Below are 24,448 nucleotides of genomic sequence, written 5' to 3'. Positions count from 1 at the left end.
TCAATGTCCGAGGTAGGCCGACTGCACCTGCGGGTTGGTGCGGATCGCATCGGGCGTGTCGGAGGCGATCACGCAGCCGTTGACCATCACCGTGATGCGGTCGGCGATGCGGAACACCGCATCCATGTCGTGCTCGACGAGCAGGATGGCGTGGTCGGCGCGCAGCTCGGCCAGCAGCGCCAGCATGCGCTCGGTCTCCTCGGCACCCATGCCGGCCAGCGGCTCGTCCAGCAGCAGCACCTCGGGTGCGGTGGCCAGGCACATGGCGATCTCGAGCTGGCGCTTCTGCCCGTGGCTGAGCAGGCCGGCCGGGCGCTCGAGCAGTGCGTCGAGCCCGGCCTTCGTCGCCGCCAGGCGCGCGGCGGCGGTACTGGCCGCGCAGCGCTGTGCGTCCTGCCACCAGGCCCACGGCTTCTGCGTGCGCGCCTGCGCGGCGAGGCGGCAGTTCTCGAAGACGGTGAAGCTCGGGTAGATGGTGTTGCGCTGGTAGCTGCGGCCGAGGCCCGCTCTCGCGCGCTTGGGTTGTGTCCAGCGCGTCACGTCCTGGCCGAGCAGCTCGACACTGCCGCCCGAAGGCGGGATCTCGCCGGAGAGGATGTTGATCAGCGTGGACTTTCCGGCGCCGTTGGTGCCGATCACCGCGTGCACGCTGCCGCGCTCGAGCTCGATCGAGACGCGGTCCACCGCCACCAGGCCGCCCCAGCGGCGGGTGATGTCCCGGCCGCGCAAGAGCACGCCGTTCGCTTCAGGCTTCATTCAGCGCCTCCTTCCCGGTGACGGCCGGGCGGCTGCGGCCCACCAGCCGCTCGCGCCACTGGCCCGGCATCCCCACCAGCCCGCGCGGCAGCAGTGCCACGCTGGCGATGATGGTCAGGCCCAGGCCCAGGTGCCAGTGCTTGGCGAAGCCAGCGAAGATCGCCTCGCTCTTGAAGAACTCCTGCAGCAGCGCGAAGGCGAAGGCGCCGATCAGCGCGCCGCGCAGGTGGCCGATGCCGCCGAGGATGATCATGATCAGCACCGCGCCACTCAGGTGCCAGCTCATCAGCTCGGGGTTCACGAAGCCGTCCTTCACCGCGAACAGGAAGCCGGCCAGGCCGGCGACGCCGCCGGAGATCGTGAAGGCCGCCAGCTTGTACGGGTAGGTGGAGAAGCCGGTGGCGCGCATGCGCTGCTCGTTGACGCGGATGCCGGCCAGCGCCCGGCCGAAGCGCGAGCGCAGCAGCACGGCGAGGAAGGCGAACACCGCGACCAGGCAGGCGAGCGTGAAGAAGTACAGCGTGAGCGCACCGTCGAGGTCGACCAGCGAGCCCAGCACCGGCTTGACGTAGAGGTAGATGCCGTCGGTGCCGCCGCCCAGCGGTGTGTCATGCACCACGTAGTAGGCCATCTGCGCGAAGGCCAGCGTGACCATGATGAAGTACACGCCCTTGGTGCGCAGGCTGAGCGCACCCACCGCCAGCGCGTAGAGCGCCGCCGCGACGACGCTCACCGGCAGCAGCCACCCCAGGCCGGCCGCCTCGCTCTGCGGCGACAGCAGCACGGCCGCATAGGCCCCGATGCCGAAGAAGGCGGCTTGCCCGAAGCACACCAGCCCGGTGGCGCCGACGAGCAGTTCCAGGCTCAGCGCGAAGATCGCGTAGACCATGATCTTGGTGACCAGGTCCACGCCGTAGCTGCCGGCCAGCATCGGCAGCAGCGCGAGGGCGAGGAAGCAGGCGGCGACGAAGCCGGCCTTGGAGCGATCGATCCCGTTCATCGTCAGGCCGCCTTGAAGAGTCCGTCGGGCTTCCACAGCAGGATCAGCGCCATCAGCACGTAGACCAGCACACCGGCGGCCTGCGGCAGCAGCACCTTGCCGAAGGTGTCGACCGCGCCGATCAGCAGGGCTGCCAGCAGCGCGCCGCGGATCGAGCCGATGCCGCCGATCACCACCACCACGAAGCAGATGATCAGCACGGTGTTGCCCATGCCCGGGTAGACGCTGGACACCGGCGCGGCCACCATCCCGGCAAGCACCGCGATCGCCACGCCTGCGGCGAACACCACGCGGTAGAGGAACTTGATGTCGATGCCCAGGCTCTGCACCATCTCTCGGTTGGTGCTGCCGGCGCGGATCATCATGCCCAGCCGCGTGCGCGTGAACACGAACCACATGCCGATGGCCAGCGCCAGGCACACGCCGCTGACGAACAGGCGATAGACCGGGTAGGTCATCATCTCGCCGAGCGGCAGCGTGCCGGCGAGGATCTCGGGCGGCTGCACGCCGTGCACGTCGTCGCCCACCAGCAGGCTGCGCAGCTCCTCGAAGACGAGGATCAGCCCGTAGGTCATCAGCACCTGCTGCAGGTGCTCGCGTTCGTAGAGGAAGCTGAAGAAGGCCCACTCCAGCACGTAGCCCAGCAGCACCGCGAGCACGGTGCCGACCACCAACACGGCGAAGAAGCCGCCACCGAAGGTGGCCGCGACCACCGGCGCCAGCGCGAAGGCCATGTAGGCGCCGATCATGTAGAAACTGCCGTGCGCCAGGTTGATGACGCCCATGATCCCGAAGATCAGCGTCAGGCCGCTGGCCACGAGGAACAGCAGCAGCCCGTACTGCAGCGAGTTCAGGCACTGGATGAGGAACGTGGCGAGATCCATGGGCGAAGCCTTCCCCTGCGGCCGCCCTTCCGGCGGCCGTTGGTCGGTTGAATCGGGAGTGCCGGAGCGGCCTTACATCCTGCAGCCGCGGGCGGGGTCGGCGAGAGACTTCGAAGCCACGCCGACCAGCTTGTTCTCCTTGCCGCTGACCTGGCGCAGGTAGATGTCCTGCACCGGGTTGTGCGCCTTGGAGACGCTGAAGGCGCCGCGCGGGCTGTCGATCTTGGCCTTCTCCACCGCCGCGGCGAACTCGGCCTTCTTGCTCACGTCGCCCTTCACCGCCGCCAGGCCGATGCCGAGCATCTGCGCCGCATCGTAGCCCTGCACCGCATACACGTCGGGCTGCAGCTTGTAGGCCTTCGCGTAGGCCAGGCGGAAGGCGTTGTCGCGCGGCGTGTTCAGGCTGTCGCTGTAATGCAGCGTGGTGAGCAACCCGTCGGCGTCGGCGCCCTGCGCCTCCAGCGTGCCGTCGGTGAGGAAGCCGGCACCGTACAGCGGGATGTTCTTCTTCAGGCCGGCGGCGGCGTAGTCCTTGACGAACTTCACCGCGCCGCCGCCGGCGAAGAAGGTGTAGACCGCGTCGGGCTTGCTGGCGGCGATCTCGGTCAGCAGCGCCTGGAACTCCACGTTCGGGAAGGGCAGGTTCAGTTCCTTGACCACCTTGCCGCCAGCCTTCTCGAAGGCCTCCTTGAAGCCCCTGACCGACTCGTCGCCGGCAGCGTACTTCCAGGTGATGGTGACGACGTTCTTGTGGCCCTTCTTGGCCATCACCTCGCCCATCGCATAGCCCGGCTGCCAGTTGCTGAAGCTGGAGCGGAAGATGTTCGGCGCGCACATCGGGCCGGTCACCGCATCGGCGCCGGCGTTGGGCACCAGCAGCAGCGTGCCGGTGTCCTTGGCGACCTTGGCCATCGCCATCGCCACGCCCGAGTGCACCGTGCCGACCAGCACGTCGACGTTGTCGCGCTTGATCAGCTTGTTGACGTTGTCGGTGGCCTTGGCCGGATCGCTCTCGTCGTCGACCTTGACGTATTCGATCTCGCGGCCGCCGAGCTTGCCGCCCTGCTCCTCCACGTACAACCGGAAGCCGTTCTCGATGGCCGTGCCCAGCGCCGCGAAGGTGCCGGTGGCCGGCAGCATCAGGCCGACCTTGAGCTTGGCACCCTGGGCCTGGGCGGTGGCGGCGGCCGCGACGAGCGCAGCGGCGAGGGCGATGGTCTTCAGCTTCATGGCGTCTTGTCTCCGGTGGTGTGCGAGCGAATGAATCGGTTGGCGGCCTCGATCAGCGCCTGTGGCTGGTCCTTGTGCGGCGAGTGGCCGCACTGCGGCAGTTCGAGCAACTGCGCCTGCGGCACGCGCCGTGCAATGCCGCGGACCTGCTCCAGCGTGCCGTACTCGTCGTCCAGGCCCTGCACCGCCAGCAGCGGGCAGGTGATGGTGCGGATCTCCTCCTCGATCGACCACTGCTTGAACGGCGGATGCAGCCAGATGCTGTTCCAGCCCCAGAAAGCCGAGTCGGGGTCGTCGTGGTACTTCGCCAGGCGCTGCCTGAGATCGGTGGTTTCGTAGGCGGTCTTCGCCTTGGCGATGCTGTCGACAGACAGATCCTCGACCAGGATGTGCGGCGCCAGCACGATCGCGCCGGCAATCGCCTCGCGCAGTTTCGCGGCGTAGAGCAGGGTGATCGAGCCGCCGTCGCTGTGGCCGAACAGCCAGGGCTTGTCGTGGACGGTGTCGATGTCCAGGGTCTGCAGCAGCGCGGGCAGCACCTCGTGCGCTTGGCGGTGCATGAAGTCGAGGTCCCAGGCCTCCTGTGGCGCGCGCGGTGTCGAGCGACCGTAGCCGGGGCGCGAGTAGACCAGGCCGCGCACCCCCGCCGCGTCGCACAGCGCGCTCGGAAAGTCGCGCCACATGGCCAGCGAGCCCAGCCCCTCGTGCAGGAACACGACCAGCGGGGCCGTCTTGCGCTGCGGCGCGATGAACGCGTGCTCGATGCGCACGCGCTTGCCGCGCCACTCGATCTCGACGAACGATGGAGTCACTGTCCCGCGCCCTTTTCCTGCTCACGCAGCTTGAAGCGCTGGATTTTCCCGGTGGCCGTCTTCGGCAGGTCCGCCACGAAGGCGATCTGCCGCGGGTACTTGTAGGGCGCGAGCTTGTCCTTCACGAAGGCCTTCAGTTCCGCGTCGGTCGCGCTGGCGCCGGACTTGAGCACGACGAAGGCCTTGGTCTTGGTGAGCCCCTCCGCATCGGGCACGCCGATCACCGCGGCCTCCAGCACGGCCGGGTGCTGCACCAGCGTCGCCTCGACCTCGAAGGGCGAGACGTAGATGCCGCTGACCTTGAGCATGTCGTCGCTGCGTCCGCCGTAGGTGTAGCTGCCGTCGGCGTTGCGGATGTACTTGTCGCCGCTCTTCGTCCAGCCGCCCTGGAAGGTCTCGCGCGTCTTGGCGCGGTTGCCCCAGTACATCATCGCCGCCGAGGGGCCGTGGATGTAGAGGTCGCCCGGCTCGCCGTCGGGCACGGGTTGGCCATCGTCGCCGCGCAGCTCGATCTCGTAACCCGGCACCGGCCAGCCGGTGGTGCCGTAGCGCACCTTGTCGGGCCGGTTCGAGATGAAGATGTGCAGCATCTCGGTGGAGCCGATGCCGTCGACGATGTCGACGCCGAAATGCGCCTTGAAGCGCTCGCCGAGTTCGGCCGGCAGGGCCTCGCCGGCCGAAGAGACGAGGCGCAGTTCGACCTCGCTCCGCTTCGGCAGGTTCGGCGAAGCCAGCATGCCGGCGAAGCCGGTGGGCGCACCGTAGAACACGGTCGGCTTCGTGCCGCCGACACCGCCGGTCCAGCGCCGGAAGGTGGCATCGGGCGTCGGGCGCTCGCCCATCAGGATCGTCGTAGCCCCCACGCTCATCGGGAAGGTCAGCGCATTGCCCAGGCCGTAGGCGAAGAACAGCTTGGCGGCGGAAAAGCACACGTCCTTGTCGGTCAATCCGAGGATCGCCTTGCCATACAGCTCCGAGGTCCAGTACGGATTGGCGTGCGAGTGCACCGTGCCCTTGGGGCGTCCGGTGGATCCGGAGGAATACAACCAGAAGCCCGGGTCGTCGGGACCGGTTCTGGCGGGCTTGGCCATCGGCGTCTGCGCGGCGATGAAGGCCTCGAATTCGACCTCGGCCGGGTGCAGCGGCGCCACCGGGCGCGACACGATGACCTTCTGCACTTCGTGGTCCGACTTGATCAGCGCGCTGGTCAGCGCCGGCAACAGCGCGCCCGACACCAGCACGGCCTGGGCTCGGCTGTGCTCCAGCATGTAGGCGTAGTCGTCCGCGGTGAGCAGGGTGTTGACCGCCACCGGCACCACGCCGGCGTACATTGCGCCGAGGAAGCTCACCGGCCAGTCGGTGCCGTCCTGCATCAGCAGCAGCACACGCTCCTCTCTCTTGAGTCCGAGCGAGCGCAGGCCGGCGGCGATGCGCCTCACACGCTCTGCCAGCTCGCCGTAGGTGAGGGTACCGGCGTCGTCGATGAAGGCGGCCTTGCTCGCGCGCGCGGCGTTTTGGCCGAGCAGGTGCTGCGCGAAGTTGAAGGATTCCGGCGGCGCGGGAACGTTGGCGGTGTCGGTCTGGGTCATGGTTGTCTCCTCCGGCTCAGGCCAGATGGTTCAGCGTCGCCGTGCTCGCCTGGATGGCGGCGCGGCGATGGTAGAAGTTCAAGGCGCGCAATCCGCCGAGTTCCTCGCCGCCACCCGCGCGGCCGGGGCCGCCGTGCAGCGATTGCGGCATCACGTTGCCGTGTCCGGTGTGCAGCGCGGCGACGTCGGGGCTGACGACGTGCACGCGGCCGTGCAGCGGCGCCAGCTCGATCGCAGCTTCGGCGAGGGCTTGGGGGTCACTGCCGTACAGCGAGGCCACCAGCGAACCTTGGCCGCGGCCGATCAGCTGCAGCGCATGGGCCCGGTTGCGGTAGGGCACAAGGGTCGCCACGGGGCCGAACACCTCGGTGTCGTGGATGTGGTCGCCGGTGTCGCTGCCGGCGGCATCGCGCGTGCCCAGCAGCGTCGGGCCGACACAGCAGGCCACCGCCGGATCGGCGTCGACCAGCGCATGCTTGCTGCCGTCATGCAGGGTCTCGGCCTGCGCCTGCAGATGGGCCAGCCCCTCGCGCACGGCGTTGAGTTGCGCGCGGCTGACCAGCGCGCCCATGCGCACCGCCTCGTTGCGCGGGTTGCCGACCGTGGTCTTGGCCAGCCGCCCTGCGATCGCCTCGGCGGCCTGCGCGTACAGAGTCTCGGGCACGAAGATCCGGCGGATCGCCGTGCATTTCTGGCCGGACTTCTGCGTCATCTCGCGGGCCACCTCCTTGGCCAGCAGCTCGAAGGCCTCGCTGCCCGGCACGTCCCCCGGCAGCAGGAGGGCGCTGTTGACACTGTCGGCCTCGATGTTGACGCGCACCGAGCGCTGCGTCACCGCGGCATGCGAACGGATCAGCGCGGCCGTGTCGGCCGAGCCCGTGAAGGAGACGACGTCGAAGGGGTCGAGCGCATCCATCAGGCCTGCCGAGCTGCCGCACACCACCGACAGCGCGCCGGCGGGCAGCACGCCGGCCTCGACCACGTCGTGCACCATGCGCTGGGTCAGCCAGGCCGTCGCAGTGGCCGGCTTGATGACCACCGGCACACCGGACAGCAGCGCCGGCGCCGCCTTCTCCCACAGGCCCCAGCTCGGGAAGTTGAAGGCGTTGATGAAGAGCGCGAGGCCACGCGTCGGCACCATCACGTGGCGGCTCTGGAACAGCGGCTCCTTGCCCAGGCGCGCCGATTCACCGTCGGCCAGGAAGTGGCGCTCGCCGAGCGATTCGCCCAGCTTCGCGTAGGTCGACAGCGTGTAGATGCCGCCGTCGATGTCCACCGCCGAGTCGTTCTTCACCGTGCCGCTGTTGGCGGTGGCGATGGCGTAGTAGTCGTCCCGTTTGCCTTGCAGCACCTTCACCGCGGCGGCCAGCATCGCGGCCCGCTCGCGGTAGCTCATGGCGCGCAGCGCGCCACCGCCTGCTTCGCGGGCGAAGGCGAACCCGGCGCGCAGGTCCAGGCCGGTGGCGTCGACACGGGCAAGCTCGTCGCCCAGCACCGGGTCGAACAGCGCCACGCCGGCTCCCGCGCCGGCGATCCAGCGGCCGCCCAGGTAGTTCTTCAGCAGTTCGCTCATCTCTGTCTACTTAGTGAACTCGATCGCGCCTTGCGGCAGCAGGTAGAGCACCAGGGCGCGACCCTGGCTCACGGTGGGGCGGTGCGCGCTGCCGGGCGGCATCACCACCCAGCCGGCGGGACGGCCATCGAAGCGCGCGTCGCCTTCGATCGGCAGCACCAAGTCGATCTCGCCGTTCGGATGCACATGGTGCGGGCCGGCGATGTCCTGCATGTCGACCACGTCCACCGAGAAGCCCTGCAGGTCGTCGGCCGGCTTGAAGATGCGGCCGTACTTGATGCCGCCGCCTTCGCGGTTGCACAGCCAGCCATCGGCGACGCCTGCTTCGCAGCTGGCCTTGAGCTCGGCGAAGGTGGCGCTGCCGGCACCATGCTCGCGATTCAGCCAGGCGTCGAGTTCGGCGTCGAGGGTCTGGCCGGCGAGCTGCGCGGTCAGCCCGGCGATCTGCGCACGGAATTTGTCGGGGGTCATGCTGAGCTCTCCAGAACCCACATCCACCTTGCCTTGCCCCAGGGGATGCAGTATTGTGCTTGAAGGCACTTTAGGGGCCAGACTGAACCATGTCAAGCACTATATTGCAAGCTTCGGGGAATCCCCAGGGCGAAGCCGAGGTCCTGGAGGGGGCAGACGAGGCGAAGAACCCGTTCCTGGTGGCGCTGGGCGAGCGCGCCCGTGCCCTGCGCTCGCGCCGCGGCATGACGCGCAAGGCGCTGGCGCTCGCGGCGGATGTCTCCGAACGCCACCTGGCCAATCTCGAATACGGCGTGGGCAACGCCTCCATCCTCGTGCTGCTCGATGTTGCGCGCGCGCTCCAGTGCTCCCTGGCCGAGCTTCTCGGAGATGTGACCACCAGCTCACCCGAATGGCTGATGCTTCGGGAGCTGCTCGAGAACCGCGATGAGGCCACGCTGCACCGGGTGCGCGTGATGGTCGGCGAGATGCTCGGCACGGGCGGCGCCAACGCCAGCGGCGGTCGCGCGCGCAGCCAGCAGGTGGCACTGATCGGCCTGCGAGGCGCGGGCAAGTCCACGCTGGGCGCCATGCTCGCGGAAGACCTCGGCTTTACCTTCGTCGAACTGAGTCGCGAGATCGAGAAATTCGCCGGCTGCAGCATCAGCGAGATCCAGGCCCTTTACGGCCAGAACGCGTACCGACGCTACGAGCGCCGCGCACTGGAGGAGGCGATCCAGATCTACCCCGAGGCGGTGATCGCCACACCGGGCGGCATCGTCTCCGATCCGGCCAACTTCAACCTGCTGCTCGCCCATTGCACCACCGTCTGGCTGCAGGCCGATGCGGAGGATCACATGAAGCGAGTGCTTGCTCAAGGCGATACCCGTCCCATGGCAGCCAGCCGAGAGGCCATGGAGGACCTGAAATCCATCCTGGCCGGCCGCGCCGCCTTCTATTCGAAGGCCGAGTTCCGTCTCGACACCAGCTCGCAGGCGCTGGAACCCACCTTTGTGGCGCTGCGCGCTCTGGTGCGCGAGGCGCTGCAACTGCCCGCCTGATCATGGTTCAGCGAAGGCATGCAGAAAATTGCATCTTTTGCTTGACGGTCGAAAGTTCATGCACTATGCTGCTCATCATTCACTGCACGAACACCAGCAGCCCCTTGCATCCTGACCGGGAGACACCCCATGAGCACTGACCGCGTCGACTACCAGACCCACCCCAACCAGTACAAGCACTGGAAACTGAAGTTCGAGGGCCCCGTGGCGACGCTGGCCGCCGACTTCGACGAGAACGGCGGCCTGCGCCCCGGCTACAAGCTGAAGCTGAACAGCTACGACCTCGGCGTCGACATCGAGCTGAACGACGCCGTCAACCGCATCCGCTTCGAGCACCCGGAGGTGCGCACGGTGGTGGTGACGAGCGCCAAGGAGAAGGTGTTCTGCTCCGGCGCCAACATCTTCATGCTCGGCGTCTCCAGCCACGCCTGGAAGGTGAACTTCTGCAAGTTCACCAACGAGACGCGCAACGGCCTGGAAGACTCCTCCAGGCACAGCGGCCTGAAGTTCCTCGCTGCGGTCAACGGCGCCTGCGCCGGCGGCGGCTACGAGCTGGCACTGGCCTGCGACGAGATCGTACTGGTGGACGACCGCAGCAGCGCGGTCAGCCTGCCCGAGGTGCCGCTGCTGGGCGTGCTGCCCGGCACCGGCGGCCTGACCCGCGTGACCGACAAGCGCAAGGTCCGCCACGACCTGGCCGACATCTTCTGCACCACCACCGAAGGCGTGCGCGGCCAGAAGGCCAAGGACTGGCGCCTGGTGGACGACATCGCCAAGCCGGCGGTGTTCGCCGCCAAGGTGCAGGAGCGTGCGCTGGAGCTCGCCAAGCAGAGCCACCGTCCCACCCACGGCAAGGGTGTGACGCTCACGCCGCTGCAGCGCACGATCGAGGCCAACGCGCTGCGCTACCCGAGCGTGACGGTCGAGATCGACCGCGCCAAGCGCACCGCCGTCTTCACCGTCAAGGCGCCGACCGGGACGCAGCCGAGCGACGTCGCCGGCATCGAAGCCGCGGGCTCCGACTGGTACCCGCTTCAGCTGGCCCGCCAGCTGGAGGACGCCATCCTCGAGATGCGCACCAACGAGCTCGACATCGGCCTGTGGCTGGTGAAGACCGAAGGCGACGCCCAGGCGGTGCTGGCCATGGACGCCACGCTCGCCGCGCATCAGGATCACTGGCTGGTGCGCGAGACCATCGGCTACCTGCGCCGCACGCTCAGCCGGCTGGATCTCTCGTCGCGCAGCCTGTACGCGCTGATCGAGCCGGGCTCCTGCTTCGCCGGCAGCTTCCTCGAGCTGGCCTTGGCCTGCGACCGCAGCTACATGCTGATGCTGCCCGACGACGAGGCGAAGACACCGAAGATCACGGCGGGCGAGGCCAACTTCGGCTTCTACCCGATGATCACCGGCCAGAGCCGCCTGCAGCGCCGCTTCTACGAAGAGGCGCCCGCGCTCGACGCCGTCCGCGCGCAGGCTGGCCGGGCGCTGGACGCCGACGCCGCCTTCAAGCTCGGCCTCGTGACCAGCAATCCGGACGACATCGACTGGGCCGACGAAACGCGCATCGCCATCGAGGAGCGTGTGTCGATGAGCCCCGACGCGCTGACCGGCATGGAAGCCAACCTGCGCTTCAACGGCCCCGAGAACATGTTCACCCGCGTCTTCGGCCGACTGACCGCCTGGCAGAACTGGATCTTCCAGCGCCCCAACGCCGTCGGCGAGAAGGGTGCCTTGAAGGTGTACGGCAAGGGCGACAAGGCCGCCTTCGACTGGAACAGAGTTTGACGACCACCCCCCGGAGCGGCTGACGCCGCTCCCCCTCGAGGGGGCGACGCCAATGGCCCGGCAAAGCCGAATCCACGGCGCCTGCTTGAACGACACATGCACCGGAGCGACAGATGAGCACCATCAACTACAGCGAGAAGATCCCCAACAACGTCAACCTGAGCGAGGACCGCACGCTGCAGCGTGCGCTCGAGCAGTGGCAGCCGAACTACCTGCAGTGGTGGGGCGACATGGGTCCGGACGGCTCGCAGAACTTCGACGTCTACCTGCGCACGGCGATCAGCGTCGACCCGCAGGGCTGGGCGCAGTTCGGCCACGTGAAGATGCCGGACTACCGCTGGGGCATCTTCCTCAACCCGGCCGAGAAGGATCGCAAGATCCACTTCGGCGACCACAAGGGCGAGGACGCCTGGCAGGACGTGCCTGGAGAGTACCGCGCCAACCTGCGTCGCATCATCGTCACCCAGGGTGACACCGAGCCCGCCTCGGTGGAGCAGCAGCGCCACCTCGGACTGACCTGCCCGAGCCAGTACGACCTGCGCAACCTGTTCCAGGTGAACGTCGAGGAAGGCCGTCACCTGTGGGCGATGGTCTACCTGCTGCACAAGTACTTCGGGCGCGACGGGCGCGAGGAGGGCGAGGCGCTGCTCGAGCGCCGCAGCGGCAACCAGGACAACCCGCGCATCCTGCAGGCGTTCAACGAAGAGACGCCGGACTGGCTGTCGTTCTTCATGTTCACCTACTTCACCGACCGGGACGGCAAGTTCCAGCTGTGCGCGCTGGCCGAGTCGAGCTTCGACCCGCTGGCCCGCACGACCAAGTTCATGCTCACCGAGGAAGCCCACCACATGTTCGTGGGCGAGTCCGGCGTGTCGCGCGTCATCCAGCGCACCTGCCAGGCGATGAACGAGCTGAAGACCGACGACCCGGCCAGGCTGCGCGCCGCCGGCGTGATCGACCTGCCGACCATCCAGCGCTACCTGAACTTCCACTTCAGCGTGACGATCGACCTGTTCGGTGCCGACCAGTCGAGCAACGCGGCGATCTTCTACTCGACCGGCCTGAAGGGCCGCTTCGAGGAAGGCAAGCGCAACGACGACCACCTGCTCAAGGGCCAGACCTACAAGGTGCTGGAGGTCAGCAACGGCATGCTCGTCGAGAAGGAGGTGCCGATGCTCAACGCGCTCAACGAGGTGCTGCGCGACGACTACATCACCGACTCCAGGGCCGGCGTGGAGCGCTGGAACAAGGTGATCGAGAAGGCCGGCATCCCGTTCCGCCTGAAGGTGCCGCACAAGGCCTTCCACCGCAACATCGGCGCGCTGGCCGGGGTGAAGGTGAGCCCGGATGGCCGCCACATCCACGACCACGAATGGAACGCCAACGTCGAGCAGTGGCTGCCCAGCGACGAGGACCGCGCCTTCGTGGCCAGCCTGATGGGCCGCGTCGTCGAGCCGGGCCGATTCGCCAACTGGATCGCGCCACCGGTGATGGGCATCAACCGTCAACCCGTCGATTTCGAGTACGTGCGCTTCAACTGATTTCGCGCATCATCGAGGCAGTCGCGAGGGGCCTGCGGGCCCCTCGTGTCCAGAGGAGACAAGGCGATGGACATGGCCGTCAGTGTCATCAAGCAGCACCTGATCGACCCGGAGATCTGCATCCGCTGCAACACCTGCGAGGCCACCTGCCCGGTGCAGGCGATCACGCACGACTCGCGCAATTACGTGGTCGATGCGGAGAAGTGCAACCTCTGCATGGACTGCATCCCGCCCTGCCCGACCGGCAGCATCGACAACTGGCGCACCGTGCCGCGCGTGAAGGCCTACAGCGTCACCGAGCAGCTGGGTTGGGACGAGCTTCCCGCCGAGCTGACGCCCGAGCAGCTCGCCGAGGCCGGCGTCACCGCCGACACGCTGCCTGCGCCCGTGCCCGCCACGCCGTCGGCCGCGGCGAGCGCCACGCCGGGCAGCGAACAGGCCTTCAACAGCGCGCAGTACAACGCCACGCTGCCGCCGTGGTCGGCAGCGCACGCCTACACGAACCTCTACGGCCCGAAGGCGGCGGAAAAGAGCGTCACCGCCACGGTGGTCGGCAACGTGCGCGTCACCGAGGTGGGCACGGAGTACGACACCCACCACATCGTGCTCGACTTCGGCGCCATGCCCTTCCCGGTGCTCGAAGGGCAGAGCATCGGCATCGTGCCCCCGGGCACCGACGCCGGCGGCCGACCGCACCATGCGCGCCAGTACAGCATCGCCAGCCCGCGCAACGGCGAGCGCCCGGGCTACAACAACGTCTCGCTGACCATCAAGCGCGTGCTGGAAGACCACCAGGGCCAACCGGTGCGCGGCGTGGCGAGCAACTACATGTGCGACCTGAAGGTCGGCGACAAGGTCCAGGTGATCGGCCCGTTCGGCAGCACCTTCCTGATGCCGAATCATCCGAAGAGCCACATCGTGATGATCTGCACCGGCACCGGCAGCGCGCCGATGCGGGCAATGACCGAATGGCGCCGACGGCTGCGCCAATCGGGCAAGTTCGAGGGCGGCAAGCTGATGCTGTTCTTCGGCGCGCGCACCAAGGAGGAGCTGCCTTACTTCGGCCCGCTGCAGAACCTGCCCAAGGACTTCATCGACATCAACTTCGCCTTCAGCCGCACGCCGGGGCAACCGAAGCGCTACGTGCAGCACGCCATGGCCGAGCGCAACGCCGACCTCGCCGCGCTGCTGGCGGACCCGAACGCCTATTTCTACGTCTGCGGCCTGAAATCGATGGAGGAGGGCGTGGTGGCCACGCTGCGCGACATCGCGCGCGGCGCCGGCCTTGACTGGGACACGGTCGGCGCGGCGCTCAAGCGCGAAGGGCGACTGCACCTGGAGACCTACTGAGCATGACGATCGATCTTCGCGGCGCGCCCGTGCTGGTGGTGGGCGCCGGCATCATGGGCGCCGGCATCGCGCAGGTGGCCGCGCTGGCCGGCCACAGGGTGCAACTGTTCGACATGCGCGAGGGCGCGGCGCTGCAGGCGCTCGACAAGCTCTCCGCCACGCTGAAGTCGTTGGTCGACAAGGGCAGGCTGAGCGCCGACGCGGCCCGCGCCGCGCTCGAGCGCATGGCGCCCATCGGTGCGCTGGCCGAGGCGCGCGAGGCCAGCCTCGTCGTCGAGGCGATCGTCGAGAACCTCGACGCCAAGCGCGCGCTGTTCCGCGAGCTCGAGGCCCTGCTCGCCCCCGAGGCCGTGCTCGCCACCAACACCTCGTCGATCAGCGTCACCGCCATCGCCAACGGCCTGAGGCATCCGGCGCGTCTGGTCGGCATGCACTTCTTCAACCCGGTGCCGCTGATGAAGCTGGTCGAGGTGGTGAGCGGGCTGCAGACCTCGCCCCAGGTGGCGGCGGCCATCTTCGAGCTGAGCCGGCACTGGAGCAAGGTGCCGGTGCACGCGAAGAGCACGCCGGGATTCATCGTCAACCGCATCGCGCGTCCGTACTACGCGGAGACGCTGGCGCTGCTGCAGGAGCAGGCGGCCACGCCACAGGTGCTCGACGCCTGCCTGAAGGCTGCCGGCTTCCGCATGGGGCCGTGCGAGCTGATGGACCTGATCGGCCACGACACCAACTTCGCCGTCACCGGCTCGGTCTACGAAGCCACCTTCTACGACAAGCGCTACGTGCCCTCGCTGGTGCAGCGCGAGATGGTCGCCGGCGGACTGCTGGGCCGCAAGAGCGGGCGCGGCTTCTACGCCTACGAAGGCGGCGCGGCCGGCGTGCCACCGCTGCCGGTGGCGGTGCACGAGGCGCCGGCGACGGCACAGCAGGTCACCGTGCACGGCATCGGGCCCATCGCCGACCACCTCGAGCACGCCGCCATCGCGGCGCTGGCGCCGCAGGGCTGGGGCCCGGCGCGCGACCTGGCGAGCGACTGGATCGGCCTGTCCGTCGACGGCGCACGCCTCGTGCTCACCGACGGCCGCAGCGCGCAGCAGCTCGCACGCGACATCGGCGCGGCCGACGTGGCGGTGTTCGACCGGCCGCTGCTGCAGCCGATCGCGCCCGGCACGGCGCTCGCCTACGCCGTCGCGCCGGGCGCGCACACCGCCTGGCGCACTCAGGCCGGCGCCTGGCTGGCCGCGCTCGGCTTCACGCCGCTGCCGCTGGCCGATTCGCCCGGCCTGGTGGTGGCGCGCACCATCGCTATGCTCATCAACGAAGCCGCCGACGCGGTGCTGCAGGGCGTGTGCGACTGCAGCGGCGCGGACGCGGCGATGAAGCTCGGCGTCAACTACCCGGCCGGCCCCTTCGAATGGCTGGCGCATTGGAGCGTCGACGGAGTCGCTGGCGTGGTCGACGCGCTCGACGCCGAGTACCGCGGCGAGCGCTACCGCCTCAGCCCCTGGCTGCGCCGGCGCGCGCACCACTGATCGCCGGATCATGAAGTTCGCCGAGTTCCAGCCCGGCCAGGTGATCGAGGCCGGGCCCTATGCGGTCAGCGAGGAGGAGATCGTCCGCTTCGCCACGCAGTACGACCCGCAGTGGTTCCACACCGATGCGCGGGCCGCGAAGGCTGGGCGCTTCGAGGGTCTGATCGCCAGCGGCTGGCACACCTGCGGCATCGCGATGCGGCTGGTGGCCGACGCGGCACTCGCCGGCAGCGAGTCGTTCGCCTCGCCCGGCCTGGCCTACGTGAAGTGGCCCCATCCGGTGCGACCGGGCGACCGCCTCACGATGCGCGCCACCGTCGTCGAGGCGCGCCTTTCGAAGGGGCGCACCGCGCTGGGCATCCTGCGCTGGCGCTGGCAGCTCTTCAACCAGCACGCCACCGAGGTGCTGGATCTGGAGGCCACCAGCCTGTTCGACCTCAGCTGAGCGCGATCCATACGCGGCGGTGCCCCCGACCAGCTGCTTGACGCCGCGCCGCTGCGGCACGTCCTGGGGGTCGCCCTGGAGGGTGCAGTTCGACAGGAAGCAGGGGGCAGACTCACTCCTTGCGATGGCAGTGCCGCTAGCCGCAGATGCGCATGCTGCAGTGGTCGAGGCGCCAGCGCTGCCGTGCAGCTGCCTGAAACGGCGCAGCAGATTCGCCCCTCGTCCCGACCGAACAGTTGCCTTGCCAGCAGTCTTTCGAGCTGTTCGGCGACGCTGACTAGCGTCCGTACCAGCGCTGCGCGAACACCGCGAGCCCGCTGGCGACGCTGGCGAAGCGGTCGCCACGGACGACTCGCGCGTCCGGAAAGGCCGCCGCGATGCGTTGCGCCAGCAGGCGCAGGCCGGTCGATCCACCGGTGAAGTAGAGCGCATCGATCGCCCGGCGCGCGAGGCCGGCGAGCCGAACCGTCTCCTGGGCTGCGGCGACGATGCGCCCGATGTCGGCATCGAGCGCGGCCATGGCCTGCGGCTCGGTCAGCTCGACGGCCAGGCCACGCTCGACGTGCGACAGGTCGATGACCGTGCGCCCGCCTTCCGACACGGCGATCTTCGCGCCTTCCGCGCGCGCCGCCAGCTCGTGTCCCAGCCGCTCGGTGAGCACCGTCATCAGCCGCTCGTGGTGGCGCGGGTCGGCGTAGAAGCCGCGCATGGCGCGCAATTCGGCCACGCGCGCCGGGTTGTAGACGGTGTTGATGAGATGCCAGCTGGCGAGGTCGAAGTAGATGCCGCTGGGCACCTCGCGCGGCGCGGCGCCGTCGATGCTGCGTCCGTAGGCGCCGTAGCCGAACTCCGGCAGGATGGCCGCCAGCTCGATGCGGCGGTCGAAGTCGGTGCCGGCGATGTGCACGCCGTGGCTGGCGAGGATGTCGTCCTTGCGCTCGAGCTTGCCCGCATGCTGCGGGCCGACACGCACGATGGAGAAGTCCGAGGTGCCGCCGCCGATGTCGGCCACCAGCACGACCTGCTCGGACTCGACGCCCCGCTCGTAGTCGAAGGCGGCGGCGATCGGCTCGTACTGGAAGTGGATGTCGGCGAAGCCGACCTGGCGCGCCGCGTTCTCCAGCGCCGCCTGAGCCTGCGCGTCGCGCGCCGGGTCGTCGTCGACGAAGAACACCGGCCGGCCGAGCACCGCGCGGTCGATCGCCGCGCCGGCGTCGCGTTCCGCGCAGCGCTTCAGGTGGCGCAGGTAGCCGGCGACGACGTCGAGGTACTTCGCACCGCGCCCGCCACCGACGTCGGTGGTCTGCTCGATCAGGCTGCTGCCGAGGATGCTCTTCATCGACCGCATCAGCCGCCCGTCCAGCCCGTCGACATAGGCGGCCACCGCGGCGCGGCCGAAGGCACGCGGCGGGCCGTCGTGCTCGGAGCCTTCGACAAAATAGAAGACCGCCGTCGGCATGGTCGTGTGGCCGGGCTCCAGTTCGACCAGGCGCATGCCGAGCGCCGCGTCGGGCACGGCGACGGCGGAGTTGGAGGTGCCGAAGTCGATGGCGCAGTACATGGCGGCGGTGTCGGGCGCGAGGGGGCGCGATTGTAGGGGCCCCGTGAGCCAGCCGGCACAATGCAGGGCTGACCATGGATCGCCGCCAACTGCTCCAGCAGCTCGGCCGACAGGCCGCCGCCGTGGCCCTGTCCAGCCTGTTCGGTCACGCCGCGCGAGCGCAGGCCGCCGCCGCGCGCTGGCCGCCGGGGCTGGGCAACCCGTTCACGCTGGGCGTGGCCAGCGGCATGCCCCGCCCGGACTCGGTGGCGATCTGGACGCGGCTTGCGCCGCGCCCGCTGGAACCGGGCGGCGGGCTGCCGGCCACGCCGCTGGCGCTTCGCTGGGAGCTCGCCGAGGACGAGCGCTTCTCGAAGGGCGTGCGCCGCGGCGAGTTCGTCGCCCGGCCCGAGCATGGGCACAGCGTGCACGTCGATGTCGGTGGCCTGACCAGCGGCCGCACCTGGTACTACCGCTTCATCGCCGGCGACGCGGCGAGCCCGATCGGCCGCACGCGCACCGCGCCGGCCGAGGACGAAGCCGTGGGGCGCCTGCGCATCGCGCTCGCCTCCTGCCAGCACTACGAGCAGGGATGGTACGTGGCGCATCGCGAGATCGCCGCGCGCGAGGTCGACCTGGTGCTGTTCGTCGGAGACTACATCTACGAGTCCTCCAGTCCGCGCTACCGACTGCGCGCCCACGAAGGTCCGGCACCGCACACCCTGGACGCTTACCGGGCCCGCCACGCCACCTACAAGCTCGATGCCGACCTGCGCGCCGCCCATGCCGCCCATCCCTGGCTGTTGACCTGGGACGACCACGAGGTGGAGAACGACTACGCCGGCGAGGTCGGCCCGGCCGGCCGCGACCGCGACACGTTCCTGCAGCGCCGAGCCGCGGCCTACCAGGCCTATTTCGAACACCTGCCGGTGTCGCCATCGATGGCGCCGCGCGGCGCGGCGATGCGCATCCACCAGGACTTCCGCTGGGGCCGGCTGGCCGAGCTGTGGACGCTGGACAACCGCCAGTACCGCAGCCTGCAGGCCTGCAGCACGCCCTACAGAAGGGGCGGCGACCTGCTCGCCGGCTGCGACGAGCTCGCCGATCCCGCCCGCACGATGCTGGGCCGCGAACAGGAAGCGTGGCTGGCCCGCGGCCTGGCCGGCAGCCAGTCTCGCTGGCAGCTGCTTGCCCAGTCCACACAGCTCAGCCCGTGCGGCCTCGACACGCCGCTGGGGCGCCGCCTCTTCAGCGACGGCTGGGACGGCTACCCGCGCGCCCGTGAGCGGTTGCTCGATGCGATCGCCGCGGCCGGACGCCGCGACGTGCTGGTGCTCGGCGGCGACGTGCACCGCCACGTGTCGGCGAACCTGCGGCTGCGGCCCGATGATCCTCGCTCGCCGGTGGTGGCCAGCGAGTTCGTCTGCAGTTCGATCACCAGCCGCGGGCTGTCGGAAGCCGTGACGTCGCTGATCAGGGCGAGCAACCCGGACCTGCTGCACGCGCGCAGCGACGAACGCGGCTATGCACTGCTGGAGATCACGCCCGAGGCAGCGCTCTGCGACTTCCGCGCCACGCCGTTCCCAGCCCAGGCGGACGCGAGGCTGCACTCGCAGGCACGCTTCGTCGTCGAAGCCGGCCAGCCGGGTGTGGTGCGCGACTGACGCTCGATCCGCCCTTTTGTCACGCCGGTCGGCCTCTCGTATCGAAATGCACGGCAGGGGTGCGGTTGTTCTCGGCTTCGGCCCACCGGGGCGTTCACCACACTGGAATCATTGCGACATCGCGGTGGTGATCAGGTCGGAGGTGCACATGGACAAATCGTCTTCAGTTCCTTGGTGGTCAGCGCTGGGCTTCGCCAAGACGGCACCGGCGCAGGACACGGACTATGCCGACATGGGCACGGCCTTCGGTCTCGATGCCAGCTTCGGCAAGGCGGCGATGCCCGGCCCTCGCGACGCCAGCGGCGACAAGGGCGTGCCAGCGCGCTCCGGCGCCAGCCCCCTCAAGAAGCGCTGACTGCCGTCGGCTCGAGCGCACTTCGGCAGCACCGCGCTGCCGCTCGCGTGATCACCCCGCTCGAGCCGGGTGGACCGCCGGCGGCTGTCGCATGAACGGGAGCGAGCGTCCCGAAAGACAGAGTGACTCAGCACTGGAGCAACCCACGAGTTCCATTGGTGACCGTCAGGTCACACAAAGACTCCAGCGTCCCGTTTCACCCCGCGTTGGCTAGAATGTGCCGATGGCCAAGGTGTCGTTCCGTGAGCAGGTGTTGCGCGCCCGAGAAGACGCGATCGTGTCGTCCGTGAACCGCCTGCTGGCGGAGAAGGGCTTCGACCTGATGACGGTCGACGAAGTGGCGGCCGACGTGGGTATCGCCAAGGCCAGCTTGTACAAGCACTTTGCCTCGAAGGAGGCGCTGGCCGCGGCGGCGATGATTCGTGTCCTCGACCGTGCGCTCGCATTGCTCGACGAAACCGCCGCGAAGTCGCCGGCACGCGCCATCGATCAGCTCAAGTCGGTGGCGCGCTGGACCATGCAGGTGCAGCTGGCCGGAGAGATGCCGTCACTGCCGGCGCAGAACTCCAGCCTGCGCGCGGCGCTGACGGCCAACAAGGCCTACCTCGACCGGCTGATGGCGGTGAGCGACCGGCTCGGCGCCTGGATCACCGCCGCGCAGGCATCCGGCGACCTCAATCCGGCGCTGCCGCCGGAACTCGTCCTGTACACCCTGTTCGCCCGTGCCTGTGACCCGGTGCTCGGCCTGCTGAAGCTCAGCGGGCAGTACAGTGACGAGCAGATCGTCGAGTTGCTGCTGTCCACCTGCTTCGACGGCCTGGCGAAGCGTTGAGCTCGGCGCCCCCCGGCCTTTCGATCAGCGCACCAGCAGGACCGGCGTCTTGCACGCCGAGAGGACCTTGGTCGCCACCGAGCCCATCACCAGGTTGCCCAGCGAGCCGTGGCCGTGCGAGCCCATCACCAGCAGGTCGTACTTGCCGGAGTCGGCGGTCTTGGCGATGACCTCCGGCGCGTGGCCGACCTTGCCGATGAACTCGGCCTCGATGCCCTGCTTCTTGAAGAAGGCGCGGATGGGCTTGAAGACCGCCTCGCTGGACTCGGCGTAGTAGCTCTTCAACGTGTCGCGATCGATCACCGCGGCTGCACGCGGCGGCACCGGCGCCACGGTGTTGAGCACCGTGAACTGGTGGCGACCGCCGCCGAGCCACTCGTCGTGCGCGGCGAGGTACGCCAGCATGCGCTTGGTGAACGGGCTGCCGTCGGCGGCGATGAGGATCTTCATGGGCGTCGTCTCCGCAAGGGGAATCTTCGAAAGCGCCGCAAGTCTCGCACAGGGTGCCACACCGTTCTTGACAACCCGCAACCTCGCCCGGCCTTACCATCCACGCCCCATGAACCCTCGCATCGATGAAATCAAGCGCCAGTTGCGGCAGCTCGAAGAGCTCGCCGCGTCCGGCGCGCTGCCGGCCGACCAGGCCGCGGCCTCGCGCAGCACGCTGGAGCAGGAACTGCTCGCGCTCGTCCTGCAATCCGGCGATGCCTCCGCGCCCCCCGCGGCGCCGGCGGCCCCCAGGCCGTCGCGCCGCCTGCTCGCTGCGATCGCGGGCTTCGTGGTCGTCGTCGCCGTGGCCGGCTATGCCGTCTACGGCACGCCGGGCGCGTGGAAGGGCGTGCCGGTCGCCGGTGGCGAGGGCGACGGCGGGCACGGCAGTGCCATGGCCCAGATCGAAGCGATGGTCGCCAAGCTCGAACAGCGGCTGAAGGACTCGCCCGAGGATGCCGAGGGCTGGTCCATGCTCGGCCGCAGCTACAGCGCCATGGGCCGCTACCCCGAAGCGGTGAAGGCCTTCCAGCGCGTCATCGACATGACGCCGAAGGACGCGCAAGCCTATGCCGACCTGGCCGACGCCACCGCCATGGCAGCCGGGCGCAAGCTGGCCGGCGAGCCGGCGGCGCTGATCGCCAAGGCCCTCGAGCTCGATCCGAAGAACCTCAAGGCGCTGGCGCTGGCCGGCACGATCGCCTTCGACAACAACGACTACGACAAGGCGGCGAGGCTGTGGGAGGCCGCCGTCGCGGCCGCGGAGCCCGGCAGCGAGCTCGCGCGCAACCTGCAAGGCGGCGTGGCCGAGGCACGCTCGCGTGCCGGTCAGGCTTCGCCGGGCGCTGCGCCGCCCGCGCCGCAGGCCGTGGCGGGGGCCAGCGTGGCCGGCGAAGTGCAGCTCGCTGCGGCATTGAAGGGTCGGGTCTCGCCCGAGGACACGGTGTTCGTCTTCGCGCGCGCGGTCGACGGCCCGCGCGTGCCGCTGGCCATCCTGCGCAAGCAGGTGAAGGATCTGCCGTTGAACTTCACCCTCGACGACTCGATGGCGATGAGTCCGGCCACGCGCCTGTCCACCGCGAAGCAGGTGGTCGTCGGCGCACGCGTCAGCAAGAGCGGCAACGCGATGCCGCAGCCGGGCGACCTGCAGGGCTTCTCGCCACCCACCGCCGTGGGCGCCAGCGGGCTGAAGATCGAAATCGCCGAAGAGCTGAAATGAACCGCGGGACGCCTCAGAGCTCGTAGACGCGCAGCGGGTCGTGGCCCTCGGCCTCGCCCTTGCGGCCATGACCGCGCGCGTTGCACACCACCCGGGTGCGGCCGTGCTCGTGCTCGACCAGGTAGTCATGGCGGCAGTGCAGGTGGCCGTGGATCCAGGTCGACGCCAGCGGCAGCAGCGCGTCGTCGGCATTGCAGAAGCTCGCCGTGCCCGGCTGGGCGCCGTAGCGCGGATCGGCACTGCGCAGTGACGGCGCGAAGTGCGTCAGCACCACGGTACGGTCCCAGTCACCGCGCGGCGCACGCAACGCGTCCGCCAGCCAAGCGCGGCAGGCCAGCGCCTCCTCTCGCACGCCATCGGGATCGAAGGGCTCGCCGCGGCGCACGCTGCGCATGATGCGCATGTAGTAGCCCGCCGCGCGCATCGCGGTGGCCCGGCCAGGCTCGCCGAAGAGGTCGAAGTCGCACCAACGCACGGTGGCGACGAAGCGGATGCGCTCCCCGCCCGTGCCCTGCAGCACGCGGCACTCGCGCTCGATCAGGTCGATGCCGAGCGCGTCGCAGCGTGCACGCAGCGCAGGCCAGGCCTCGTCGACGTCGCGGCCGTCGAACTCGTGGTTGCCCGCCACCATGAGCACCGGCACCGGCCAGCCGCGAAAGCGCGCCAGCGCTTCCCACGAACTGTCGATGTCGCCACCCAGGACGAGCAATTCGGCGGCCGGGTTCGGCTCCGGCTCGAAGTCCTCGGTCTCGAGGTGAAGGTCGGACAGCAGCTGGGCTCTCATCGCCCCCCTCGCCGGACGCTCAGGCCTTGCCGTGGCACTGCTTGAATTTCCTGCCGCTGCCGCAGGGACAGGGGTCGTTGCGGCCGACCTTGGGCGCGTCGCGCTTCACCGTCTCGACCTTGTAGCGACGCTCGCGCGTCAGGTCCTCGAGATCGGCGACGATGACGATCATGTCCTCGATCGCCTCGTCCAGCGTGGCCAGCGGATGCTCGCGGTCGAGCGTGGCCACCACCTCGCGCTCCTCGTCGGTCTGCGCCGGCAGGTGGCGGTACAGCCTGGCGAGGGCGACGTCGATCGCCGCGTCGGGCAGCTCCAGCAGGTCGGGGAACGTCTCCATCGCGTGCTGGAAACCGGCCACCCAGGGGAACAGCGCCTGCGACAGCGGATTGAGGCTGGCCGCCGGTTCGTCGGTTCGCGGCGGGTTGAAGTCGTCGGGTTCGAGGATCAGCGGGTCGAACCAGCCGTCCTCGGCGAGCGCGCGGTTCAGCGCGGCGTGCCGGCGCAGGATCAGCGCGGTGATGCGCTCGCGCCAGACCGGGTCGGTGTCGTCCGGCAGTGGCTGGCCGTCGAAGTCGAACACATGGGGCAGCCAGGCGTCGGTCTCGATGAGCACCGGCTGCACGAGCACGCCGCAGAGGTAGCCGTCGAGCATCACCGCATCCAGCGGCTCGAAGGGCTCCGGCGTCACGGCGAGCAGTTCGTCGAGCTCGGCGAACTCGGCGTCGGTGAGGTCCTGGGAGGGCAGTCGGTGGGCGGGAGTCTGCATGGCGCGCTTTCGTCGTGCTCAGACCGAGAAGTGCCCGATCAGCCGGTAGCGGGAGCCCGGATGGTACAGGCGCGCCACCGAGGCCACCGCGCCCTGGGACACGGTGCGCCGCGACACCATCAGCAGCGCGCTGCCCTCGGGCACCTCGAGCGCCCTGGCCTGCTCGGCGTCGGCGAGCACGGCCTCGACCACCTGCTCGGCCTCGGTGAGCGGCGCATGCCGGAACAGCACGTGCGAGGGCGTGACCTGCGTGAAGTCAATCGCCAGGAAGTCGGGCGCGAGGGCCGGATTGACGTGACGGTCCTCGAGCTGGATGGCCACGCCGTTCTCCAGGTGCACGAGACGCACGTGGTAGACCGTCGCGCCCTTGCGCAGCCGCATCGCCGTGGCGATCTCGGCGCCGGCCTTCTCGCGCGCCACGTCGAGCACGCGCGTGACGTGCACATGGCCGCGCTCGGCGATCTCCTCGTGGATGTCGCGCACCTGCAGCACGTTGGAGATCGGGTGCAGCTGCGCCACGTAGGAGCCCGAACCCTGGCGCCGTTCGATCAGGCCCTCGCCCTCCAGCTCGCGCAGCGCATGGTGCACCGTCATGCGTGCGCAGCCGAACTGCTGCACCAGCTCGCGCTCGGATGGCAGCCGCATGCCGGCCTGCCAGCCGCCCTCGGCAATGCGCTGGCGGATCGAGGCCTTGACTTCCTCGGATGGCAAGCGGCGGGGCGCGACGGGCGGCGTCATGGTTCCATTCTATCCGTCGCCATGCTAAAGTTGTCTAGACCACTTTCGGAGCC

23 protein-coding genes are annotated in these 24,448 nt (G+C 69.3%); 10 read left to right on the top strand and 13 right to left on the bottom strand.

Features of this window, described 5'->3' with window-relative positions:
* The 8 genes from Q0599_RS23785 to Q0599_RS23750 all read right to left on the bottom strand — a co-directional run bounded on the left by Q0599_RS23785 (position 1) and on the right by Q0599_RS23750 (position 8,315).
* Positions 1-756 (bottom strand): ABC transporter ATP-binding protein, encoded by a 756-nt coding sequence (locus Q0599_RS23785; protein WP_298835175.1) that lies wholly within the window; start codon positions 754-756, stop codon positions 1-3.
* Positions 746-1,756, bottom strand: a complete 1,011-nt coding sequence (locus Q0599_RS23780; RefSeq protein ID WP_298835174.1) for a branched-chain amino acid ABC transporter permease — start codon at positions 1,754-1,756, stop codon at positions 746-748. Before Q0599_RS23780 ends, Q0599_RS23785 begins: the two co-directional genes overlap by 11 nt.
* Positions 1,757-1,758: 2 nt before the next feature.
* Positions 1,759-2,640 carry a branched-chain amino acid ABC transporter permease gene (locus Q0599_RS23775; RefSeq protein WP_298835173.1) on the bottom strand — a complete coding sequence of 294 codons (882 nt, stop codon included), beginning with the start codon at positions 2,638-2,640 and terminating at the stop codon, positions 1,759-1,761.
* 72 nt (positions 2,641-2,712) lie between these two features.
* On the bottom strand, positions 2,713-3,870 hold the full coding sequence (locus tag Q0599_RS23770; protein WP_298835172.1) for an ABC transporter substrate-binding protein: 1,158 nt from the start codon (positions 3,868-3,870) through the stop codon (positions 2,713-2,715).
* On the bottom strand, positions 3,867-4,682 hold the full coding sequence (locus Q0599_RS23765) for an alpha/beta hydrolase (RefSeq protein ID WP_298835171.1): 816 nt from the start codon (positions 4,680-4,682) through the stop codon (positions 3,867-3,869). The genes Q0599_RS23770 and Q0599_RS23765 overlap by 4 nt, the downstream gene beginning before the upstream one ends.
* A complete protein-coding gene (locus tag Q0599_RS23760) occupies positions 4,679-6,271 on the bottom strand; it encodes a benzoate-CoA ligase family protein (protein WP_298835170.1) in 1,593 nt (530 codons plus the stop codon). Before Q0599_RS23760 ends, Q0599_RS23765 begins: the two co-directional genes overlap by 4 nt.
* 16 nt (positions 6,272-6,287) lie before the next feature.
* Positions 6,288-7,844 (bottom strand): 3,4-dehydroadipyl-CoA semialdehyde dehydrogenase, encoded by a 1,557-nt coding sequence (locus tag Q0599_RS23755; protein ID WP_298835169.1) that lies wholly within the window; start codon positions 7,842-7,844, stop codon positions 6,288-6,290.
* Positions 7,845-7,850: 6 nt separating this feature from the next.
* Complete coding sequence (locus Q0599_RS23750; protein WP_298835168.1) at positions 7,851-8,315, bottom strand: DUF4863 family protein; 465 nt, start codon at positions 8,313-8,315, stop codon at positions 7,851-7,853.
* 89 nt (positions 8,316-8,404) lie between these two features.
* Here Q0599_RS23750 and Q0599_RS23745 point away from each other — a divergent pair, with 89 nt between their 5' ends.
* From Q0599_RS23745 to Q0599_RS23720, 6 genes are all read left to right on the top strand, one after another.
* Complete coding sequence (locus tag Q0599_RS23745; protein WP_298835167.1) at positions 8,405-9,355, top strand: helix-turn-helix transcriptional regulator; 951 nt, start codon at positions 8,405-8,407, stop codon at positions 9,353-9,355.
* Between the two features lie 129 nt (positions 9,356-9,484).
* Positions 9,485-11,140 (top strand): 2,3-epoxybenzoyl-CoA dihydrolase, encoded by a 1,656-nt coding sequence (boxC, locus tag Q0599_RS23740; RefSeq protein ID WP_298835166.1) that lies wholly within the window; start codon positions 9,485-9,487, stop codon positions 11,138-11,140.
* Positions 11,141-11,253: 113 nt separating this feature from the next.
* Entirely contained in the window at positions 11,254-12,681 is a 1,428-nt protein-coding gene (gene boxB, locus Q0599_RS23735; RefSeq protein WP_298835165.1) for a benzoyl-CoA 2,3-epoxidase subunit BoxB, read from the top strand.
* 66 nt (positions 12,682-12,747) lie between these two features.
* Positions 12,748-14,031, top strand: coding sequence for a benzoyl-CoA 2,3-epoxidase subunit BoxA (boxA, locus tag Q0599_RS23730; RefSeq protein WP_298835164.1), 1,284 nt, complete (start codon positions 12,748-12,750; stop codon positions 14,029-14,031).
* A gap of 2 nt (positions 14,032-14,033) precedes the next feature.
* The gene (locus Q0599_RS23725) at positions 14,034-15,563 is read left to right on the top strand and encodes a 3-hydroxyacyl-CoA dehydrogenase (protein WP_298835163.1); all 1,530 of its coding nucleotides are present in this window, start codon (positions 14,034-14,036) and stop codon (positions 15,561-15,563) included.
* 10 nt (positions 15,564-15,573) lie between these two features.
* Positions 15,574-16,008, top strand: coding sequence for a MaoC family dehydratase (locus Q0599_RS23720; RefSeq protein WP_298835162.1), 435 nt, complete (start codon positions 15,574-15,576; stop codon positions 16,006-16,008).
* A gap of 277 nt (positions 16,009-16,285) precedes the next feature.
* On the opposite strand, the gene Q0599_RS23715 is transcribed toward Q0599_RS23720, so the two are convergent.
* The gene (locus Q0599_RS23715; RefSeq protein WP_298835160.1) at positions 16,286-17,569 is read right to left on the bottom strand and encodes an Hsp70 family protein; all 1,284 of its coding nucleotides are present in this window, start codon (positions 17,567-17,569) and stop codon (positions 16,286-16,288) included.
* A 74-nt stretch (positions 17,570-17,643) separates the two neighbouring features.
* On the opposite strand from Q0599_RS23715, the gene Q0599_RS23710 reads away from it, so the two are divergent.
* The 3 genes from Q0599_RS23710 (at position 17,644) to Q0599_RS23700 (ending at position 20,399) form a co-directional block, all read left to right on the top strand.
* Positions 17,644-19,212, top strand: coding sequence for an alkaline phosphatase D family protein (locus Q0599_RS23710; protein WP_298835158.1), 1,569 nt, complete (start codon positions 17,644-17,646; stop codon positions 19,210-19,212).
* Positions 19,213-19,360: 148 nt separating this feature from the next.
* Positions 19,361-19,567, top strand: a complete 207-nt coding sequence (locus Q0599_RS23705) for a hypothetical protein (protein ID WP_298835156.1) — start codon at positions 19,361-19,363, stop codon at positions 19,565-19,567.
* A 223-nt stretch (positions 19,568-19,790) separates the two neighbouring features.
* The gene (locus Q0599_RS23700; protein WP_298835153.1) at positions 19,791-20,399 is read left to right on the top strand and encodes a TetR/AcrR family transcriptional regulator; all 609 of its coding nucleotides are present in this window, start codon (positions 19,791-19,793) and stop codon (positions 20,397-20,399) included.
* Between the two features lie 24 nt (positions 20,400-20,423).
* Here the strand turns inward: Q0599_RS23700 and Q0599_RS23695 are convergent, their stop codons facing one another.
* On the bottom strand, positions 20,424-20,849 hold the full coding sequence (locus Q0599_RS23695) for a universal stress protein (RefSeq protein WP_298835151.1): 426 nt from the start codon (positions 20,847-20,849) through the stop codon (positions 20,424-20,426).
* Between the two features lie 109 nt (positions 20,850-20,958).
* Between Q0599_RS23695 and ccmI the strand changes: the two genes are divergently transcribed.
* Positions 20,959-22,107 carry a c-type cytochrome biogenesis protein CcmI gene (gene ccmI / locus Q0599_RS23690; RefSeq protein ID WP_298835149.1) on the top strand — a complete coding sequence of 383 codons (1,149 nt, stop codon included), beginning with the start codon at positions 20,959-20,961 and terminating at the stop codon, positions 22,105-22,107.
* A gap of 13 nt (positions 22,108-22,120) precedes the next feature.
* On the opposite strand, the gene Q0599_RS23685 is transcribed toward ccmI, so the two are convergent.
* Genes Q0599_RS23685 through hutC form a run of 3 tightly spaced genes read right to left on the bottom strand, consistent with a single transcriptional unit; the run spans position 22,121 to position 24,395 of the window.
* On the bottom strand, positions 22,121-22,891 hold the full coding sequence (locus Q0599_RS23685) for a metallophosphoesterase (RefSeq protein ID WP_298835147.1): 771 nt from the start codon (positions 22,889-22,891) through the stop codon (positions 22,121-22,123).
* 19 nt (positions 22,892-22,910) lie between these two features.
* The gene (locus Q0599_RS23680; RefSeq protein WP_298835145.1) at positions 22,911-23,657 is read right to left on the bottom strand and encodes a UPF0149 family protein; all 747 of its coding nucleotides are present in this window, start codon (positions 23,655-23,657) and stop codon (positions 22,911-22,913) included.
* Positions 23,658-23,675: 18 nt separating this feature from the next.
* Positions 23,676-24,395, bottom strand: a complete 720-nt coding sequence (gene hutC / locus Q0599_RS23675; RefSeq protein WP_298835143.1) for a histidine utilization repressor — start codon at positions 24,393-24,395, stop codon at positions 23,676-23,678.
* Positions 24,396-24,448 lie beyond the last annotated feature (53 nt).

The organism is uncultured Piscinibacter sp., assembly GCF_937952055.1.
GTDB lineage: Bacteria > Pseudomonadota > Gammaproteobacteria > Burkholderiales > Burkholderiaceae_C > Piscinibacter.
The sequence above is the reverse complement of the archived record's forward strand: the minus strand, read 5'-3'. Positions and strand labels throughout refer to the sequence as shown.

Bases quoted from the DNA above. Each gene is read 5' to 3' on its own strand.
- Q0599_RS23785 (WP_298835175.1), bottom strand. From the start codon at position 756: ATGAAGCCTGAAGCGAACGGCGTGCTCTTGCGCGGCCGGGACATCACC.
- Q0599_RS23780 (WP_298835174.1), bottom strand. From the start codon at position 1,756: ATGAACGGGATCGATCGCTCCAAGGCCGGCTTCGTCGCCGCCTGCTTC.
- Q0599_RS23775 (WP_298835173.1), bottom strand. From the start codon at position 2,640: ATGGATCTCGCCACGTTCCTCATCCAGTGCCTGAACTCGCTGCAGTAC.
- Q0599_RS23770 (WP_298835172.1), bottom strand. From the start codon at position 3,870: ATGAAGCTGAAGACCATCGCCCTCGCCGCTGCGCTCGTCGCGGCCGCC.
- Q0599_RS23760 (WP_298835170.1), bottom strand. From the start codon at position 6,271: ATGACCCAGACCGACACCGCCAACGTTCCCGCGCCGCCGGAATCCTTC.
- Q0599_RS23755 (WP_298835169.1), bottom strand. From the start codon at position 7,844: ATGAGCGAACTGCTGAAGAACTACCTGGGCGGCCGCTGGATCGCCGGC.
- Q0599_RS23750 (WP_298835168.1), bottom strand. From the start codon at position 8,315: ATGACCCCCGACAAATTCCGTGCGCAGATCGCCGGGCTGACCGCGCAG.
- Q0599_RS23745 (WP_298835167.1), top strand. From the start codon at position 8,405: ATGTCAAGCACTATATTGCAAGCTTCGGGGAATCCCCAGGGCGAAGCC.
- boxC (WP_298835166.1), top strand. From the start codon at position 9,485: ATGAGCACTGACCGCGTCGACTACCAGACCCACCCCAACCAGTACAAG.
- boxB (WP_298835165.1), top strand. From the start codon at position 11,254: ATGAGCACCATCAACTACAGCGAGAAGATCCCCAACAACGTCAACCTG.
- boxA (WP_298835164.1), top strand. From the start codon at position 12,748: ATGGACATGGCCGTCAGTGTCATCAAGCAGCACCTGATCGACCCGGAG.
- Q0599_RS23725 (WP_298835163.1), top strand. From the start codon at position 14,034: ATGACGATCGATCTTCGCGGCGCGCCCGTGCTGGTGGTGGGCGCCGGC.
- Q0599_RS23720 (WP_298835162.1), top strand. From the start codon at position 15,574: ATGAAGTTCGCCGAGTTCCAGCCCGGCCAGGTGATCGAGGCCGGGCCC.
- Q0599_RS23715 (WP_298835160.1), bottom strand. From the start codon at position 17,569: ATGTACTGCGCCATCGACTTCGGCACCTCCAACTCCGCCGTCGCCGTG.
- Q0599_RS23710 (WP_298835158.1), top strand. From the start codon at position 17,644: ATGGATCGCCGCCAACTGCTCCAGCAGCTCGGCCGACAGGCCGCCGCC.
- Q0599_RS23705 (WP_298835156.1), top strand. From the start codon at position 19,361: ATGGACAAATCGTCTTCAGTTCCTTGGTGGTCAGCGCTGGGCTTCGCC.
- Q0599_RS23700 (WP_298835153.1), top strand. From the start codon at position 19,791: ATGGCCAAGGTGTCGTTCCGTGAGCAGGTGTTGCGCGCCCGAGAAGAC.
- Q0599_RS23695 (WP_298835151.1), bottom strand. From the start codon at position 20,849: ATGAAGATCCTCATCGCCGCCGACGGCAGCCCGTTCACCAAGCGCATG.
- ccmI (WP_298835149.1), top strand. From the start codon at position 20,959: ATGAACCCTCGCATCGATGAAATCAAGCGCCAGTTGCGGCAGCTCGAA.
- Q0599_RS23685 (WP_298835147.1), bottom strand. From the start codon at position 22,891: ATGAGAGCCCAGCTGCTGTCCGACCTTCACCTCGAGACCGAGGACTTC.
- Q0599_RS23680 (WP_298835145.1), bottom strand. From the start codon at position 23,657: ATGCAGACTCCCGCCCACCGACTGCCCTCCCAGGACCTCACCGACGCC.
- hutC (WP_298835143.1), bottom strand. From the start codon at position 24,395: ATGACGCCGCCCGTCGCGCCCCGCCGCTTGCCATCCGAGGAAGTCAAG.